This is a genomic window from Streptomyces sp. Q2 (assembly GCF_056820935.1).
The window spans coordinates 37210-54355 of sequence record NZ_JBXEJE010000028.1 but is presented as its reverse complement, the minus strand read 5'-3'; the positions used below and the strand labels follow the sequence as shown (position 1 = coordinate 54355).

General features: G+C 70.9%; 10 protein-coding genes. 2 read left to right on the top strand and 8 right to left on the bottom strand.

Annotated elements, in window-relative coordinates; translation table 11 throughout:
* Window positions 1-62: 62 nt before the first annotated feature.
* From ffh to nsdA, 5 genes are all read right to left on the bottom strand, one after another.
* Entirely contained in the window at window positions 63-1616 is a 1554-nt protein-coding gene (gene ffh / locus ACWBNA_RS29520) for a signal recognition particle protein (protein WP_482707556.1), read from the bottom strand.
* An 88-nt stretch (window positions 1617-1704) separates the two neighbouring features.
* A complete protein-coding gene (locus ACWBNA_RS29515) occupies window positions 1705-4152 on the bottom strand; it encodes a [protein-PII] uridylyltransferase (RefSeq protein WP_482707555.1) in 2448 nt (815 codons plus the stop codon).
* A gap of 26 nt (window positions 4153-4178) precedes the next feature.
* Window positions 4179-4517 (bottom strand): P-II family nitrogen regulator, encoded by a 339-nt coding sequence (locus tag ACWBNA_RS29510; RefSeq protein ID WP_006379495.1) that lies wholly within the window; start codon window positions 4515-4517, stop codon window positions 4179-4181.
* Window positions 4514-5857 carry an ammonium transporter gene (locus ACWBNA_RS29505; protein WP_482707554.1) on the bottom strand — a complete coding sequence of 448 codons (1344 nt, stop codon included), beginning with the start codon at window positions 5855-5857 and terminating at the stop codon, window positions 4514-4516. Before ACWBNA_RS29505 ends, ACWBNA_RS29510 begins: the two co-directional genes overlap by 4 nt.
* A 324-nt stretch (window positions 5858-6181) precedes the next feature.
* A complete protein-coding gene (gene nsdA / locus ACWBNA_RS29500) occupies window positions 6182-7675 on the bottom strand; it encodes a transcriptional repressor NsdA (RefSeq protein ID WP_482707553.1) in 1494 nt (497 codons plus the stop codon).
* A 444-nt stretch (window positions 7676-8119) separates the two neighbouring features.
* On the opposite strand from nsdA, the gene ACWBNA_RS29495 reads away from it, so the two are divergent.
* Entirely contained in the window at window positions 8120-8776 is a 657-nt protein-coding gene (locus ACWBNA_RS29495) for a bifunctional DNA primase/polymerase (protein WP_482707552.1), read from the top strand.
* Between the two features lie 82 nt (window positions 8777-8858).
* Here the strand turns inward: ACWBNA_RS29495 and ftsY are convergent, their stop codons facing one another.
* A complete protein-coding gene (gene ftsY / locus ACWBNA_RS29490; protein ID WP_482707551.1) occupies window positions 8859-10061 on the bottom strand; it encodes a signal recognition particle-docking protein FtsY in 1203 nt (400 codons plus the stop codon).
* A 302-nt stretch (window positions 10062-10363) separates the two neighbouring features.
* Between ftsY and ACWBNA_RS29485 the strand changes: the two genes are divergently transcribed.
* Window positions 10364-11338, top strand: coding sequence for an LLM class flavin-dependent oxidoreductase (locus ACWBNA_RS29485; protein ID WP_482707550.1), 975 nt, complete (start codon window positions 10364-10366; stop codon window positions 11336-11338).
* Between the two features lie 99 nt (window positions 11339-11437).
* On the opposite strand, the gene ACWBNA_RS29480 is transcribed toward ACWBNA_RS29485, so the two are convergent.
* Together ACWBNA_RS29480 and ACWBNA_RS29475 are read right to left on the bottom strand one after the other, a co-directional pair.
* Window positions 11438-12856, bottom strand: coding sequence for a sugar porter family MFS transporter (locus ACWBNA_RS29480; protein WP_482707549.1), 1419 nt, complete (start codon window positions 12854-12856; stop codon window positions 11438-11440).
* Window positions 12857-13044: 188 nt separating this feature from the next.
* Entirely contained in the window at window positions 13045-16968 is a 3924-nt protein-coding gene (locus ACWBNA_RS29475) for an AAA family ATPase (protein ID WP_482707548.1), read from the bottom strand.
* Window positions 16969-17146 lie beyond the last annotated feature (178 nt).

Below are 17146 nucleotides of genomic sequence, written 5' to 3'. Positions count from 1 at the left end.
CGCAGAACGCACCGAGGGCGCCCCTCTCCTGAAGGACGCCCTCGACCTCGTACAGAAGGCCGTCAGCCCATGAACTTCTTGAACTCGTCCGGCAGCTCGAAGTCCTGAGGAGCCTGCTGGCCGGGCAGCCCGAACGCGTTGCCGCCCTCGGCCGCGGCGGCGCGGCGCGCGGCCTCCTCCTGCTCCTGCTGCTTGCGCTTCATCGGGTTGCCGGAGCGCTGTTTGCCCTTGGCCTTCTTCGGCTGCTTCTTGGACCGGCCGGGACCGCCGCCCATGCCCGGGACCCCCGGCATGCCGGGCATGCCGCCGCCCTGGGCCATGCGCGACATCATCTTGCGGGCCTCGAAGAAGCGCTCGACCAGGCCCTTGACCGCGCTGACGTCGACACCGGAGCCCTTGGCGATACGGGCGCGGCGCGAGCCGTTGATGATCGTCGGTTCCTGGCGCTCGGCCGGGGTCATCGACTTGATGATGGCGGCCGTGCGGTCGACGTCACGCTCGTCGAGGTTGTTGATCTGGTCCTTGATCTGGCCCATGCCCGGAAGCATGCCGAGCAGCTTGGAGATGCTGCCCATCTTCCTGACCTGCTCCATCTGGGCCAGGAAGTCGTCCAGGGTGAAGTCCTGGCCCTTCTTGGACGCCAGCTTGGAGGCCATCTGCTGGGCCTCTTCCTGGCTGAACGTCTTCTCCGCCTGCTCGATCAGGGTGAGCAGGTCACCCATGTCGAGGATGCGGGAGGCCATCCGGTCAGGGTGGAAGGCGTCGAAGTCCTCGAGCTTCTCGCCGTTCGACGCGAACATGATCGGCTTGCCGGTCACCGAGGCGATCGACAGGGCCGCACCACCGCGGGCGTCACCGTCGAGCTTGGAGAGCACCACGCCGTCGAAGCCGACGCCGTCGCGGAAGGACTCGGCGGTGTTGACCGCGTCCTGACCGATCATGGCGTCGACGACGAAGAGGATCTCGTCGGGCGAGACCACGTCCCGGATGTCCGCGGCCTGCTGCATCATCTCGGCGTCGATGCCGAGGCGGCCGGCGGTGTCCACGATCACGATGTCGTGGACCTTGGTCCTGGCGTACTCGATGGAGTCCTTGGCGACCTTGACCGGGTCACCCACGCCGTTGCCCGGCTCGGGTGCGTAGACGGCCACGCCGGCCCGCTCGGCGACGACGCTGAGCTGGTTGACGGCGTTCGGGCGCTGGAGGTCGGCGGCGACCAGGATCGGCGAGTGGCCCTGCTCCTTCAGCCACCGGCCGAGCTTGCCCGCGAGGGTGGTCTTACCGGCACCCTGCAGACCCGCCAGCATGATCACGGTCGGCGGCTGCTTGGCGAAGCGCAGGCGGCGGGTCTCGCCGCCGAGGATCGTGACGAGCTCGTCGTTCACGATCTTCAGGACCTGCTGGGCCGGGTTGAGCGCCCTGGAGACCTCGGCGCCGAGGGCACGCTCCTTGACGTTCTTGATGAACGTCCGCACGACCGGCAGGGCCACATCCGCTTCGAGGAGTGCGATGCGGATCTCGCGCGCGGTGGCGTCGATGTCCGCCTCGGAGAGCCGTCCCTTGCCGCGCAGGTTCTTGAAAGTCGCTGAGAGGCGATCGGAGAGAGTATCGAACACGGCGCTCGCGGTCCTCGGGGTTGTCGGTGGCTGGCTTCGGAATCGCCCTCCAGGGTATCCCGGCTCCACAAGACCGGGTCACTGCCGGTCAGGCCCGCAAGGTCTCCTCCAGTTTCCGCACCACGGAGGCGGCCTCGTCGTTCGGCAGGGGCGAGCCGTCGGAGCCGGTCACGTAGAAGGCGTCCACGGCGTTGGCGCCCAGGGTGCTGACGTGCGCGCTGCGCATCCGCACGCCCGCCTCCTCCAGCGCGTGCCCGATGCGGTGCAGCAGGCCGGGTACGTCCTGGGCGCGGACCTCGATGACGGTGGCCAGCCGGGACGCGGCCGGGTGGACGGTGACCCGGGGCGGCGGCGCCACGACTCCCCGGCGGCGCGGGTAGGCGGCGTCGCGCTCGGCGAGGCGGCCGGTGATGTCCAGGGAGCCGTCGAGGGCGCGTACGAGGTCGGCGCGCAGCCGGGCGGCCTGGGGCAGGGAGCCGTACTCGGCGGCGACCCGCCAGTTCAGCAGCAGGACGGAGCCCTCGACGCCGTCTGGCAGGTCCAGGGCCCGCAGCTCGGCCGTGCGGACCGTCAGGCGGTGCATGGCGAGGACGCCGGCCACCGCGGGCAGCACGCCGGGCTGGTCCGGTACGGCGATGAGCAGTTCCACGCCGAGGGGCTCGGGATCACCGGCCGGCTGTTCCTCGGCCGGCGGCTGCTCGGTCTGCGCGCGCAGGGCGAGCACCGGGCCGCCGGTGGCGACCGACTCGATGGCGAGCCGCTCCTGCTCGGCGGTGGGCGCGGCGGACTCGGGGTCGTCCGGCAGGTCACCGGACAGGACCGCGTGGACCCGCTTGACGAGGTCGGCGACGAGCGAGCCGCGCCAGGACGACCAGGCCGCCGGTCCGGTGGCCAGCGCGTCCGCCTCGGTGAGCGCGTGCAGCAGTTCCAGCGTGCTCTGCGAGCCGACCGCGTCGGCGACCGAGCGCACGGTGGCCGGGTCCTCCAGGTCACGCCGGGTGGCGGTGTCGATGAGGAGCAGGTGATGGCGTACGAGTGTGGCGAGCACCGCCACGTCCGCGCGGTCGAAGCCGATCCGGGCGGCCACGTCCTTGGCGATGATCTCGCCGGCCACCGAGTGGTCGCCGGGCCAGCCCTTGCCGATGTCGTGCAGCAGCGCGGCGACCAGGAGGAGGTCGGGGCGGCTGACGCGGCGGGTGAACTCGGAGGCGCGGACGGCGGTCTCGATGAGGTGCCGGTCGACGGTCCAGACGTGCACGGCGTTGCGCTGCGGGCGGCAGCGCACCCGCTCCCAGTCCGGCAGCAGGCGGGTGATCAGGCCCTCCGCCTCCAGCGCCTCCCACACGTCGATGGTGGGCTGCCCGGAGCCGAGCAGGGTCACGAGCTGTTCGCGCGCCTCGGCGGGCCAGGGCGCGGGCAGCGGGCGTGCGCCGGCCGCCATGCGCCGTACCGCGTGCAGGGAGAGCGGAAGGCCGGCCTGTGCCGCGGCGGCCGCGGCACGCAGTGGGAGCACGGGGTCACGATCGGGGCGCGCGGCGCGGGCGAGCACCACCTCGCCGTCCTGCTCCACGACCCCCTCGGCCAGCGGCGAGCGGTCGGCGACCGGCTTGCCACCCCCGAGCATGGCGCGCAGACGCGGTCGCACGGCGCGCGACCTGAGCACGCGCCCCACTTCGCGCCAGGTGACGTCACTGGCGTACGAGATGACCCGCGCCGCCTCGTACACCTGCCGCAGCAGCGTGTCAGCGTCGAGCAGGCCGAGCTCGGCCGCGACCTGGTCCTGCTCCTGGAGCGCGAGCCGGTCGGTCGCGCGCCCCGTCGTCAGGTGCAGGGCGTCACGGACGTCGAGCAGCCTGCGCCGGGCGTCGTCGAGGCCCTCGCGCGGAGCGTCGGCCAGCCAGGAGGCGGCGACGGCGCGCAGGGCGGTGGCGTCGCGGAGGCCGCCGCGGGCCTCCTTGAGGTCGGGTTCCAGGAGGTACTGCAGTTCACCCTGCCGCTCGGCGCGCTCGGCGCACAGCTCCTGGAGTTCGGGGAGACGTTTCGGCGCCTGGTTGCGCCAGTCGGCCAGGACGGCCGTACGCAGGCCGGCCGTGAGGCCGAGGTCGCCCGCGAGGTGCCGGGCGTCCAGCAGGCCCAGCTGCACCTTCAGGTCCTCACCGGCGGTCTTGCGGGCCTCGGCCGGCGTCCGCACGGAGTGGTCGAGGGCGAGGCCCAGGTCCCAGACCGGGTACCAGATGCGGTCGGCCAGGGCGGCCACCGCGCCGGAGTCGCTGCCGTCGTGCAGCAGCACCAGGTCCAGGTCGCTGCGGGGGGACAGTTCGCCGCGGCCGTAGCCGCCGACGGCGATCAGGGAGACACCGCGCACCTCCCCCGCCGCGTTGAACAGGCCCGAAAGCCAGTCGTCGGTCAGTTCGGCGAGGGCGGAACGGCGCGGCGGCCCGGACCGCGCCCCCTCTGTGAGGAGGCGCAGCCGGGCCGCCGCGTAACCGCTGGGTCCCGAGTCCTCTGCATCCTTGCGCACGTCCGTACTCGTCACCCAGTGGCTCCTGTTCTGTTCTTCTGTCAGAGCGCGTCCGGGCCGCGCTCGCCGGTGCGGACCCGTACGGCGGTCTCGACCGGGAGGGACCAGACCTTGCCGTCACCGATCTTGCCGGTGCGGGCCGCCTTGACGATGACGTCGATGAGACCCTCGGCGTCGTCGTCCTCGGCCAGCACCTCGATGCGGATCTTCGGGACCAGGTCGACCGTGTACTCGGCACCGCGGTAGACCTCGGTGTGGCCCCGCTGACGACCGTAGCCGCTCGCCTCGGTGACCGTCAGGCCGTGGACCCCGAAGGCCTGGAGGGCTTCCTTGATCTCGTCGAGCCGGTGAGGCTTCACGACGGCGGTGATGAGCTTCATGCGTCCACCTTCTTCGCGGTGTCGGCCACCGGGGCCGGAACTGCGGTCGTGCGGGCGGAACCACCGCCGGCACCGCTGAAGTCGTATGCGGTCTCGGCGTGCTCGGCCGAGTCGATGCCGGCCACCTCGACGTCCTCGGAGACCCGCATCCCGATCGTCTTGTCGATCAGGAAGGCGAGGATCGCGGAGGCGACGAGCGAGTAGGCGAGGACCGCGAAGACACCGGCGCACTGCTTCCAGAACTGGGTCATGCCGCCGCCGTAGAAGAGACCCTCGACGGTGGACTGACCGTGGCCGCTGGCGAAGAGGCCGATGAGCAGGGAGCCGACGACACCGCCGACCAGGTGGACGCCGACGACGTCGAGCGAGTCGTCGTAGCCGAACCTGTACTTCAGGCCGACGGCCATGGCGCACAGGACACCGGCGATGACGCCGACGGCGATCGCGCCGAGCGGGGAGACCGCACCACCGGACGGGGTGATGGCGACCAGACCGGCAACGGCACCGGAGGCCGCGCCCAGCGTGGTGAACGCGCCGTGGCGGATCTTCTCGTAGATGAGCCAGGCCAGCATGGCGGCGGCGGTGGCGACCTGCGTGTTGACGAACATCAGCGCGCCGACGCCGTCATCGTTGCCGAGCCACGAGCCGGCGTTGAAGCCGAACCAGCCGAACCACAGCAGACCGGCGCCGAGCATGACCAGCGGCAGGCTGTGCGGACGCATCGGGTCCTTCTTGAACCCGACGCGCTTGCCGATGACCAGGATCACGCCGAGCGCCGCGGCACCCGCGTTGATGTGGACCGCCGTACCACCGGCGAAGTCGATCACACCCAGCTCGAAGGCCCAGCCGCCGGTGCCCCAGACCCAGTGCGCGACCGGGAAGTAGACGACCGTGGCCCACAGGGCGACGAACAGCGCCCACGCCGTGAACTTGACGCGGTCCGCGAGGGCACCGCTGATCAGGGCGGGCGTGATGATGGCGAACATCATCTGGAAGACCATGAAGACGAAGATCGGGATGGTGTAACCGTCCCACAGCTGCGTCAGGCCGATGTTGCTGAGGCCGACCCAGTCGGAGTTCCAGCCGATGATGCTGCCGGAGTCGGTACCAAAGGCCATCGAGAAGCCGTACAGCACCCACAGGATGGTGACGATCCCGATACTGATGAAGCTCATCATCAGCATGTTCAGGGTGCTCTTGACCCGGACCATGCCTCCGTAGAAGAAGGCCAGACCCGGAGTCATGATCAGCACCAGGGCGGAACAGATGAGCATGAAGCCCGTGTTGGCGGCAGACAGCTTGGGTGCTTCTGCGGCGAGCGTGATGGCTGCTGGTGCCATCGGCGTCTCCTCGTCGTTGGTACGGCCCCGTGCGGGCGAAGCCTGAGCGGATTGAGGGGTGGGCCGGTTATGCGCCATGAGATTGACGCAGCGCGGTTTCGGTCGACGCCCCTCGTTGTTTCGCCGCCGTGACGAAGGCGCCTTGCGTGTTACGCCTGGATGAACTGGCAGATATTGGATGGGCCGATCGTTATCGTGGCGCAACCTTCGGCGAGGGCAGGAAACCGGCCGCGGTCGGCCTTCCGATGACCTGGCATGGGGGAGCCGAGTCGGGCAGTTCGGGAGGGCCGGCCGCGGCCGGGGTTCAGGGGATTCCCTGGGGCGTCAGACCGCCTCCGCGGTCTCGGGCAGCTCGATGGCGAGCTGGTCGGTGAGGTCCACGACCTCGGCGAGATCGCCGAAATCGCGTACGGCCGTGTCGACCGTCTTTCGGATACGAGTGTTGACGCGCTCGGAGCGCACCTTCTTGGCTTCCAGCATCGCCCTCTTGGCCAGCACCGCACTGCGCTCGGGCTCTCGCTGGAGCAGGTGGACCGTGGCCAGACCGATCAGGTTGAGTGCGTACGAACGCTGATGATCGGAATCCTCGGCGAAGAGCTCCACGGCCCGCTGCATCAGGGGCTCGGCAAGGGAGGCGTAGGTGGGGCTGCGGCCGGCGACGTAGGCGAGGTCGCGGTAGGAGTGGGAGTTCTCGCCGTGCAGCTCGGCCTCGGAGAAGAAGCCGATCCAGTCGGGGTCCGGCTCGTCCCACTCGTCGGCGTCGGCGAAGGTGTCCTCGGCCATCCGGACCGCCCTCTTGCACTTGCCGGGCTGCCCCATGTTGGCGTAGGCGCGGGCCTCCATCGCATACAGCATGGACTGGGTGCGCGGGCTCGCGCAGTCCCGGCTGCCGTACTGCGCGAGATGGATCAGCTCCAGGGCGTCCTCGGGCCGCCCGAGGTGAATCATCTGGCGGCTCATGCTCGACAGGATGTAGGAACCGAGGGGCTTGTCGCCCGCTTCCTTGGCCGCGTGCAGGGCGAGCACGAAGTACTTCTGGGCGGTGGGCTGCAGCCCCACGTCGTACGACATCCAGCCGGCCAGTTCGGCGAGCTCGGCGGCGACCTTGAACAGCTTCCGGGTGGTGGCCTCGGGCTGTGGCTCCTGGAGGAGGTCGGTCACCTCGTGCAGCTGGCCGACGACCGCCTTGCGGCGCAGACCGCCGCCGCACTGGGCGTCCCACTGGCGGAACATCACCGTCGTCGTCTCGAGGAGGTCAAGCTCGGGCCGGGACAGCCGGCCGCGGCGGGCCGCGGATGAGGACGGCTCGGGCTCGCGGTGCGGGGACGGAGACCCGGGCACCAGCCAGCGCTGCATGGGCTCGATGAGGGACGGGCCCGCGGACAGGGCCAGCGAGCTCCCGAGGAAGCCGCGCCGCGCCAGCATCAGGTCGCTGCGCGAGAACTCGCTGAGCAGGGCCACCGTCTGCGGGCCCGTCCAGGGCAGGTCCACTCCGGTCGCCGAGGGCGCCTGGCGGGCCGTGCGCAGGCCGAGGTCCTCGACGGAGACGACACAGCCGAACCGCTCGGAGAACAGCTCGGACAGGATCCGGGGGATCGGCTCGCGGGGGTTCTCGCCGTCCAGCCAGCGGCGTACCCGCGAGGTGTCGGTGGAGATGTGGTTGGCGCCCAACTGGCGGGCCCTGCGGTTGACCTGGCGGGCGAGCTCGCCCTTGGACCAGCCGCTGCGCACGAACCACGAGGCGAGCAGCTCGTTCGGGCGCTTGTCAGCGTTCGTTGCGTTTGTCGCGCTCGTCCCGCTACCGCCGTTGCCGCTCACTGGAACGCCCCCATCCCTGAGACCCACTTGTCACTGAGTGCGCCAAGCCTTATCAGAATGCCGGTAAATACGGCCGCCCGTCCGGCGGTTGCCACGCTTCGAACGGGAACCCGGGTTGCCTCCGGCATACCCACAAGTGCATGTGCCCCAGGACTCGTGCACTCAAAGTAATCCTACGATCACGCGTCCAGCCATGGCGATCCCGGAAACGCCACCATTCGCCACCCCTTCGAATGAACTCACGGTCGCCTCCACACGATTCACTTGACAGAGAACGACGGGAACGGGCGGGTCGACGCACTCAGGGGCGCACGAGACCGGGCACACCACCCTGAGTATTTCCGGGCGCCGACATGACCCGGAAGTGGCGGTGGAACTGGCAACGGAGAGTCACAGTTCGCGTTCGTCACGTAACCACGGCACGCCGGACACGTTGGAGGGGGCATGGGCTTCACGATCGGCGGCATTCGGGAGATCCGCTCCGGCTCGCGTCGGCGCGGCCGCTCGTCGGAGTGCACGACCGTCGCCGAGTTCACCGGACTCTGGGGCTGGGACGTCGTCCCCGGGGCGCGCGCCGCGGCGGGTGTCTGCTCGTGCGGGCGCGCCGACTGCGCCGCCCCGGGCGCCCACCCCCTCGACTTCGCGCCGTACGTCCCCGCCGGGGCGACCCTCGACGAAGTCACCAAGACCTGGGGCGAGTTCCCCGGCGCCTCGGTGATGCTGCCGGTCGGCCGGGCGTTCGACGTGATCGAGGTGGCCGAGCCCGCCGGGCGCCGCGCCCTGGTCCGCCTGGAGCGTATGGGCCTGCCTCTCGGCCCGGTGACCGCCACCCCCGAGGGCCGCGCCCACTTCTTCGTCGCCCCCGGCGCCGCCGCCGAACTCCCCGAGCTCCTCTACCGCATGGGCTGGGACGACCCCACCTCCCTCGACCTGCACGGCCTCGGCACCGGCACCCACCTCACGGCTCCGCCGTCCGACCGAGGCGGACTGGGCCCGGCGCGCTGGCTGCGCCCGCCCTCACTGGACACCGCCACGAAGCCGCCGGCGGCGCGGTTGCTGCTGGGGACGCTGGCGTACGTGGCACACCGGTCGCGCGCCTAGCCGTACACAGCGAAGCGCCCGCTCCCGACTGCACCTCGGGGCGGGCGCTTCTTCGAGCACGTACGTGTTTTCGTAGGTGGTGTCACTCTCCGATAAGGGCGTCAACGAACGCCTCCGGCTCGAACGGCGCCAGGTCGTCCGCGCCCTCGCCGAGGCCGACGAGCTTGACCGGTACGCCCAGCTCGCGCTGGACCGCGATCACGATGCCGCCCTTGGCCGTGCCGTCCAGCTTGGTCAGGACGATGCCGGTGATGTTGACGACCTCGGCGAAGACGCGGGCCTGCACGAGACCGTTCTGGCCCGTCGTCGCGTCGAGGACGAGCAGAATCTCGTCGAGGGGTGCGTGCTTCTCGACGACCCGCTTGACCTTGCCGAGCTCGTCCATGAGGCCGGTCTTGGTGTGCAGGCGCCCCGCGGTGTCGATGAGCACGACGTCCGCGCCCATCTCCTTGCCCTCCTTGACCGCGTCGAAGGCGACGGAGGCGGGGTCGCCGGCCTCGGGGCCGCGCACGGTGTGGGCGCCGACCCGGTCGCCCCAGGTCTGCAGCTGGTCGGCGGCGGCGGCGCGGAAGGTGTCGGCGGCGCCGAGCACCACACTGCGGCCGTCGGCCACCAGGACGCGGGCGAGCTTGCCGGTGGTGGTGGTCTTGCCGGTGCCGTTGACGCCGACGACCATCACGATGCCGGGCTTGCTGGTCTCGGGCTCGGTTTTGACCGCGCGGTCGAAGTCGGTGCCGACCAGCTTGAGCAGCTCCTCGCGCAGCAGCGTGCGCAGCTCCTGGGGGGTGCGGGTGCCGAGCACCTTCACGCGCTCGCGCAGCCCCTCGACCAGCTCCTGCGTGGGCAGCACGCCCACGTCGGCGGTGAGCAGGGTTTCCTCGATCTCCTCCCAGGTGTCCTCGTCGAGGTGCTCGCGCGAGAGGAGCGTGAGCAGCCCCTTGCCGAGCGCGTTCTGCGACCGGGAGAGCCGGGCACGGAGGCGGATGAGCCGCCCGGCGGTCGGCTCGGGGACCTCGATCCGGGGGACTTCTACGGCAGGAGGCTCCTCGACGACGACGGGAGCCGTGCCGTCCGGGAGGTCCACCTCCTCTATCGTCCGGCGCGGTTCGTCGCGCGGCGTCTCGGCCTCGTCGCCGACGTGCGGCTCGGCCGGAGGGGCGGTGATGTCGGGCGCGGTGGGCGGTGGCGGGGGCAGCGGCTTCTTGCGCCGGCTGCCGACGATGAGCCCGCCGAGCGCACCGAGCACGACCACGGCGATGACTACAGCAAGGATGACAATTTCCATAACAACGCCAGTATGCGCGACCTACCCGCTCTGCCGTTCGTTGTCCACGCGGGTCCACAGGCCCCGCCGGGCCGGTCTGGCCCGCCCGCTCGACTTCGCGTCGGCGGGGAAGCCCCTCGGGGGCAGAGTCACGACCCGTCCGGTATGCGACGGCGACGGGTCGGGTCCGCAGAGCGCACCCAGGGCGTGCCATGGTCCATGTCGTGGGCCCGCGACACGCCCTCGCCAAGCTGTCGGACGACCCCTGGCTACCTGACCCTCCGTCAGCTAACGTCCCCCTCCACACCCGAAGGGGGCCCGCAATGCCCGTCACGGTCGTACGTTTCAACCTCGTCGAGCCCGGCGCCACCCCCGCCTCGCTCGGCGCCCGCTACCGGTCCGCCCTGGAGATGGCCGCGTACGCCGACTCCCACGGGGTCACCACCGTGCAGACCGAGGAGCATCACGGCGTCGAGAACAACTGGCTGCCGTCACCGTTCGCGTTCGCGGGAGCGGTCTTCGGCGCGACCCGGCGGATCGCGGTCACGGTCTCGGCGGTGATCGGCCCGCTGCACGACCCGCTACGGCTGGCCGAGGACATCGCCGTGCTGGATCTGCTGAGCGGCGGGCGGCTGGTGACGGTCGCCGGGATCGGATACCGGCCCGAGGAGTACGCCCTGTTCGACGTGGAGTGGAAGCGCCGGGGCCGGCTCCAGGACGAGCTGCTGGAGACGTTGTTGCAGGCCTGGACGGGTGAGCCCTTCGCCTACCGGGGCCGTACGGTACGGGTCACCCCGCGCCCCTGCTCCGACCCGCACCCCCTCCTGCTGGTCGGCGGCTCCTCCAAGGCGGCCGCCCGGCGGGCCGCCCGGCTCGGTCTGCCCTTCTTTCCCAGCGCGCATCTGCCGGAGCTGGAGGCGTACTACAAGGACCGGCTCGTCGAGTACGGCACCGAGGGCTGGACCATGATGCCCGCCGCCGAGACCCCCCTGCTGCACCTCGCCGAGGACCCGGACCAGGCGTGGGCCGCGTACGGCGGGCACTTCCTGCACGAGGCGCGGACGTACGCCTCCTGGCAGTCCGGCGAGATCCGCTCGGCGGTGCGGTCGGCGGCCACCACGGTGGACGAGCTGCGCGCCGAGGGCGTGTACCGGATCCTCACGCCCGACGAGTGCGTGGCGCAGGGCCTGGACAACCTCGTCCTGCATCCGCTGGCGGGCGGGATGCCGGTGGACGAGGGGTGGCGCGGTCTGCGGTTGTTCTGCGAGGACGTACTGCCCCGGCTGCTCGGACCGTGAAGGCCGGGTGAGCCGGGGCAGTACGTCTTACGGGTGTCGAGGAGAAGGGCGGCGGGGACTTCGCCCGTCTCCTCGAGCGCGAGGGCCTCGGCACGAGGCTCAGCCCATCTCCTCCAACGCCTTGCCCTTCGTCTCCTTGACGTACTTGAGAACGAAGGGGATGGAGAGCGCGGCGAAGATCGTGTAGATCACGTAGGTCGCGGACAGGTTCCAGTCGGCCAGCGACGGGAAGCTCGCGGTGATGGCCCAGTTGGCGATCCACTGCGCGGCGGCGGCCACGCCCAGGGCGGCGGCGCGGAGCTTGTTCGGGAACATCTCGCCGAGGAAGACCCAGACGACCACACCCCAGGACAGGGCGAAGAAGAGCACGAACACGTGGGCCGCGATCAGGGCGATCCAGCCCTGGGTGGCCGGCAGCTTGCCGTCGACCAGGTCGTAGGAGAACGCCCAGGCCTCCAGCGCGAGACCGATCACCATGCCGACGGAGCCGATGAGGGCGAGCGGCTTACGTCCGACGCGGTCCACGAAGATCATGGCGATCACGGTGCCGACGATGTTGATGATCGACGTGGTGAAGGAGTAGAGGAACGAGTCCGTCGGGTCGACGCCGACCGACTGCCACAGGGTCGAGGAATAGTAGAACGCGACGTTGATGCCGACGAACTGCTGGAAGACCGACAGGCCGATGCCGACCCAGACGATCGGCTTGAAGAAGAAGGAGCCGCCGAGCAGGTCCTTGAAGGTGGACTTGTGCTCGCTGGCCATCGCGTGCTCGATCTCGGCGACTCGCGCGTCCAGATCGATCTTCTTGCCCTCGACCTCTTCGAGGATCTCGCGGGCGCGCTCACGCTTGCCGACGGAGATCAGGAAGCGGGGGGACTCGGGGATCGCGAAGGAGAGCAGTCCGTAGAGGACGGCCGGGATCACCATGACGCCCAGCATGACCTGCCAGGCCTCCAGGCCCATGATCTCGCCGCGCTGGTCGCCGCCGGCGGCGTTCAGCAGACCCCAGTTGACCAGCTGGGAGATCGCGATGCCGACGACGATCGCGGCCTGCTGGAAGGAGCCGAGCCGGCCGCGGTAGGCGGGCGGGGCGACCTCGGCGATGTAGGCGGGGCCGATCACGGAGGCCATACCGATGGCGAAGCCGCCGACGACGCGCCAGAAGGCGAGGTCGTACAGCGCGAAGGGAAGCGCCGAGCCGACGGCGCTGACCGTGAAGAGGGCGGCGGCGATCTGCATGCACCGGATGCGGCCGATGCGGTCGGCGATGCGGCCGGCGGTCGCCGCGCCGATGGCGCAGCCGATCAGGGCGATGGCGATGACCTGCGCCAGGGCCGCCGATCCGACGTCGTAGCGGTCACGGATGGCCTCGACGGCGCCGTTGATCACGGAGCTGTCGTAGCCGAAGAGGAAACCGCCCATCGCGGCCGCCGCCGCGATGAATATGACGTGCCCGAGATGATCGGGATGAGCCGATGCGGCTCCTGACTTGGGTGCCTGCGCTGTGCTGGTCACGTGTACTCCTCGGGCCACCGGCAACGCTGCCGACGGGGGTTCGGCCCTTCGAGGTAGGTGGTACCTGAAGGTAAAAGCAACATTGCCGAGACTATTCCTTCAAGTTTCGAAGTCAAGGCCCGTCAGATGTGAGCTGTACCCCCGGACGTAACAGTGTTGCGTTCAAGTCTTGAAGAAATGAAGGAGACTCAGCGGAGCCGCTGGGAGATGACCTTCGACACGCCGTCGCCCTGCATGGAGACGCCGTACAACGCGTCGGCGACCTCCATCGTCCGCTTCTGGTGCGTGATCACGATCAGCTGGGAAGCTTCCTGCAGCTCCTGCATGATGCGGATCAGCCGCTGGAGGTTGGTGTCGTCGAGCGCCGCCTCGACCTCGTCCATGACGTAGAACGGGCTGGGCCGCGCCTTGAAGATCGACACCAGGAGCGCCACGGCGGTCAGCGAGCGCTCACCGCCCGACAGCAGGGACAGCCGCTTGACCTTCTTGCCCGGCGGCCGGGCCTCGACGTCCACACCCGTGGTGAGCATGTTGTCGGGGTCGGTCAGGATCAGCCGACCGTCGCCACCCGGGAACAGCCTGCTGAACACGCCCTCGAACTCGCGGGCGGTGTCCCGGTAGGCCTCGGTGAAGACCTGCTCGACGCGCTCGTCGACCTCCTTGACGACCTGCAGCAGGTCGGCGCGGGTCTTCTTCAGGTCCTCCAGCTGCTCGCTGAGGAACTGATGGCGTTCCTCCAGCGCCGAGAACTCCTCCAGAGCGAGCGGGTTCACCTTGCCGAGCTGCTGGTACGCCCGCTCGGCGGCCTTCAGCCGTCTCTCCTGCTCGGCCCGGTGGAACTGCTTCGGCTGGTTGCGCGGGTGCTCCGGATCCTCCGGCAGCTCCTCGCCCTCGGCGGGGGGCGAGGGCGGCACCAGCTGGTGCGGGCCGTACTCGGCCACGAGCCCCGCCGGTTCCACACCGAGTTCCTCCAGCGCCTTGGTCTCCAGCTGCTCGATCCGCAGCCGCTTCTCGGCGCCGAGTACCTCACCCCGGTGGACTGAATCCGTCAACTTGTCGAGCTCCGCCTTGAGGTCACGCCCCGCGCCGCGGGCGGCGGCCAGCTCCTGCTCGCGGCGGGCCTTGGCGGTCTCGGCCGCGGTGCGCTCCTCGTCGGCGCGGGCGAGGGAGACCTCGACGTGCGCGAGCAGTTGCCGGGCACCGGAGGCGACGGCCTCCGCGACGGCCGCCTCGTGTCTGAGGCGGGCCCGCCGCTGCTCGGCACGCGCGCGTGCCTCGCGTTCCGCGCGGGCGGCACGGTCGAGGGAGTCGGCCCGTCCGGACAGGCCCTTGACTCTTTCCTCGTGTGTACGGACCTGGAGGCGGGCCTCCATCTCGGTCTGCCGGGCGTTGGCCCCGTCGGCCGCGAGCCGGTCCCGTACCGAGGTGTCGGGCTCCTCCTCGACCGGCATCTCCTCGGCCACGGCGAGCCGCTCGGCGAGTTCCTCGACGTCCTGGAGCGCCTTGTCCAGCGCCTCCTGCGCCCGCGCGGCGGCGGCCACCGACCGCTCCGCCTCACCGGCGGCCCCACGCGCCTGTCCGGACAGCCGCCCCAGCTGCTGGGCCACGGCCGACTTCTCCCTGTCGGCGGCCCGGCGCCGCTCCCCCAGCTCCTCGACCCGAGCCGCGAACTCCTTACGCCGCTCGCCCGCCACGTGCTGCGCCTCGGTGAGCTTTTCGCACCGCACGGCCAGCTCCTCGAGCTGGGCGGCGGCCTCGTCCACGGACGCCTGCACCTCGAGCAGACTGGGCGCCCCGGCCGACCCACCCTGCGCGAAGTGCGCGCCCAGCAGGTCGCCCTCGGCAGTGACGGCCGTGAGATCGGGCCGCGCGTAGACGAGATCCTCGGCGTCCTCCAGGGTGCCGACGACGACGATCCCGCGCAGGAGGCGGCGTACGGCGGGCATCAGGTCGGACGGACCGCGGACCAGGTCGGCGGCGAAGGGAGGGCCGTCGGGGCGCGACCGCCCGGACGAGACGGCCGGGTGCGGGCCGCCGGCCGCGTTGTCGGGGTCCGTGCCTGCGGGGGCGCCGGAGGAGGAGGAGGCCGTTGTGGGGGATGCCGCGACGGTGACGTTCGTGGGGGTCGCCACCGAGGGCACGCGTACGTCACTCCCGGCTGCGGGCCCGCCGACCGTGGATGCCGAGGACGCCTGTGCGCCACTTCCGTTCGCGGGCCCGCCGGCGTCCGTGGGTGCGCCAGGCGCCTGTGCGCCACTCCCGGCCGTCGCCGTAGACGTCGCGGGCCACGCCTCCGCACCCACCCGCTCGGCCCCTCCGTCCGTGGCTGCCGGCACCGAATGTGCCCGCGCCCCGCCTTCGGCTGTCGTGGCAGTCGCGCCCGGGTCCTCCGGCGCTCCCGCCAGCAGCAGGGCCGCCCGGCCCGCGTCCTGCTTGCGCAGCAGCCGGATCGCGTCGGCGGCCGAGGAGGGGGTGGTGACCGCGATGGCGTCCGCGGCGGCTCCGAAGGCGGCGGCCAGGGCGACCTCGTGGCCCGGCGTCACGGTCAGCAGTTCGGCGGCCGGGCCGAGCAGGCCGGTGAGGCGGTCCTTCGCGCCGAGCAGCGCACCCGTGCCGTCCTTGCGGCGCAGTCCGAGGGCCAGCGTCTCGTGGCGGGCCTGGGTCGCGGCCCGTCTCCGCTCGGCAGCCGTGGCCGCCTCGCGAGCGGCGGTGAGCGCGGCCTCCGCCTCGGCGAGCCGCTCCTTCGCCGTCCCGTGCTGCTCGGCGAGTTCCGCGTCGTCGGCGTCGAGGCCGTCGACCTCGGCCTTGAGGACCTCGTACTCCTCCTGGGCCCGGACCGCACGCTCCTGCGCCTCGTCCCGCGCGGCGGCCAGGCGGTCGATCTCGGCCTGGGCGGAGGCGGCACGCGAACGGGCCGCGTTGACCTGACCGTTCAGGCGGGCCAGGCCCTCACGACGGTCGGCGATCGCGCGGGCCACGTCCTTCAGACGCCGTTCCTCATGAGCCAGTCCGCGTTCCAGCTCGGCACGGTGCGCGACCGTGTCCTCCAGGGCGTGCTCGGCCGCCTCCAGGGCCGCTTCGAGCTCGGCCTCCTGTTCACGGATCCTGGCGGCCTCGCGCTCCATGTCCTCGGGGTCGCGGCCGCGCCGTTCCTCGGGAGGTACCGAGGTCGCGCTCTTCACGCGCGCGTCGGCCAGGGAGATCGTGCCGCGCACCCGCTCGGCGAGCTGGGAGAGCTCGTACCAGCTCTGCTGTGCGCGCTGGAGGCGCGGGGTGAGCTGCCGTACCTCGTCCTCCAGGAGCGCCTCCCGCTGGAGCGCCTTCTTCAGCTCCAGCTCGGCCGCTTCCTTGCGTTCCTTGAGGGCGGCCTCGTCCGCGACCTCGGCCCGCAGCGCTTCCCGCAGCCGTACGAGATCGTCGGCGAGGAGCCTGAGCCGGGCATCGCGCAGATCCGCCTGGATCACGGCGGCCCGGCGGGCGACCGCGGCCTGGCGCCCCAGGGGCTTCAACTGCCGGCGCAGCTCGTCCGTCAGGTCCTGCACGCGCGCGAGGTTGGCCTGCATCGCGTCCAGCTTCCGCAGCGCCTTCTCCTTGCGCTTGCGGTGCTTGAGGACGCCGGCCGCCTCCTCGATGAAGGCGCGGCGGCCCATGGGATCGGCGTGCAGGACGGAGTCGAGCTGGCCCTGACCCACGATGACGTGCATCTCGCGGCCGATGCCGGAGTCGGACAGGAGTTCCTGGATGTCGAGGAGACGGCAGGTGTCGCCGTTGATCTGGTACTCGCTGCCGCCGTTGCGGAACATGATCCGCGTGATGGTGACCTCGGCGTACTCGATGGGCAGCGCCCCGTCGGAGTTGTCGATGGTCAGGGACACCTCGGCACGGCCCAGCGGTGGGCGGCCGGTGGTGCCGGCGAAGATGACGTCCTCCATCTTGCCGCCGCGCAGCGACTTGGCGCCCTGCTCCCCCATGACCCAGCTGAGCGCGTCCACGACGTTGGACTTGCCCGAGCCGTTCGGTCCGACGACACACGTGATGCCCGGTTCGAACCGGAGCGTGGTCGCCGAGGCGAACGACTTGAAGCCACGGAGGGTCAGGGCCTTGAGGTGCACGCCGCCGGACTCTACCTTCCGGTGGTGTCTCACTCCATGAACCCACGGTTTCACCCATGAACGTGCAGGGCAGACCAGACGTTGAAGAGGGTGAAAGGATGCGCGGGGGGAAGTAATGGCGCTGGGAAAGAAAGAAGGGACGCCGAAGCGTCCCTTGCAAATCTGACAACTTAGCGGT

What these genes read in the sequence shown, in the direction of transcription:
- ACWBNA_RS29505 (WP_482707554.1), bottom strand. Translation starts at nt 5,857, where the DNA reads ATGGCACCAGCAGCCATCACGCTCGCCGCAGAAGCACCCAAGCTGTCT.
- ftsY (WP_482707551.1), bottom strand. Translation starts at nt 10,061, where the DNA reads ATGGAAATTGTCATCCTTGCTGTAGTCATCGCCGTGGTCGTGCTCGGT.
- ACWBNA_RS29510 (WP_006379495.1), bottom strand. Translation starts at nt 4,517, where the DNA reads ATGAAGCTCATCACCGCCGTCGTGAAGCCTCACCGGCTCGACGAGATC.
- ACWBNA_RS29495 (WP_482707552.1), top strand. Translation starts at nt 8,120, where the DNA reads ATGGGCTTCACGATCGGCGGCATTCGGGAGATCCGCTCCGGCTCGCGT.
- ACWBNA_RS29485 (WP_482707550.1), top strand. Translation starts at nt 10,364, where the DNA reads ATGCCCGTCACGGTCGTACGTTTCAACCTCGTCGAGCCCGGCGCCACC.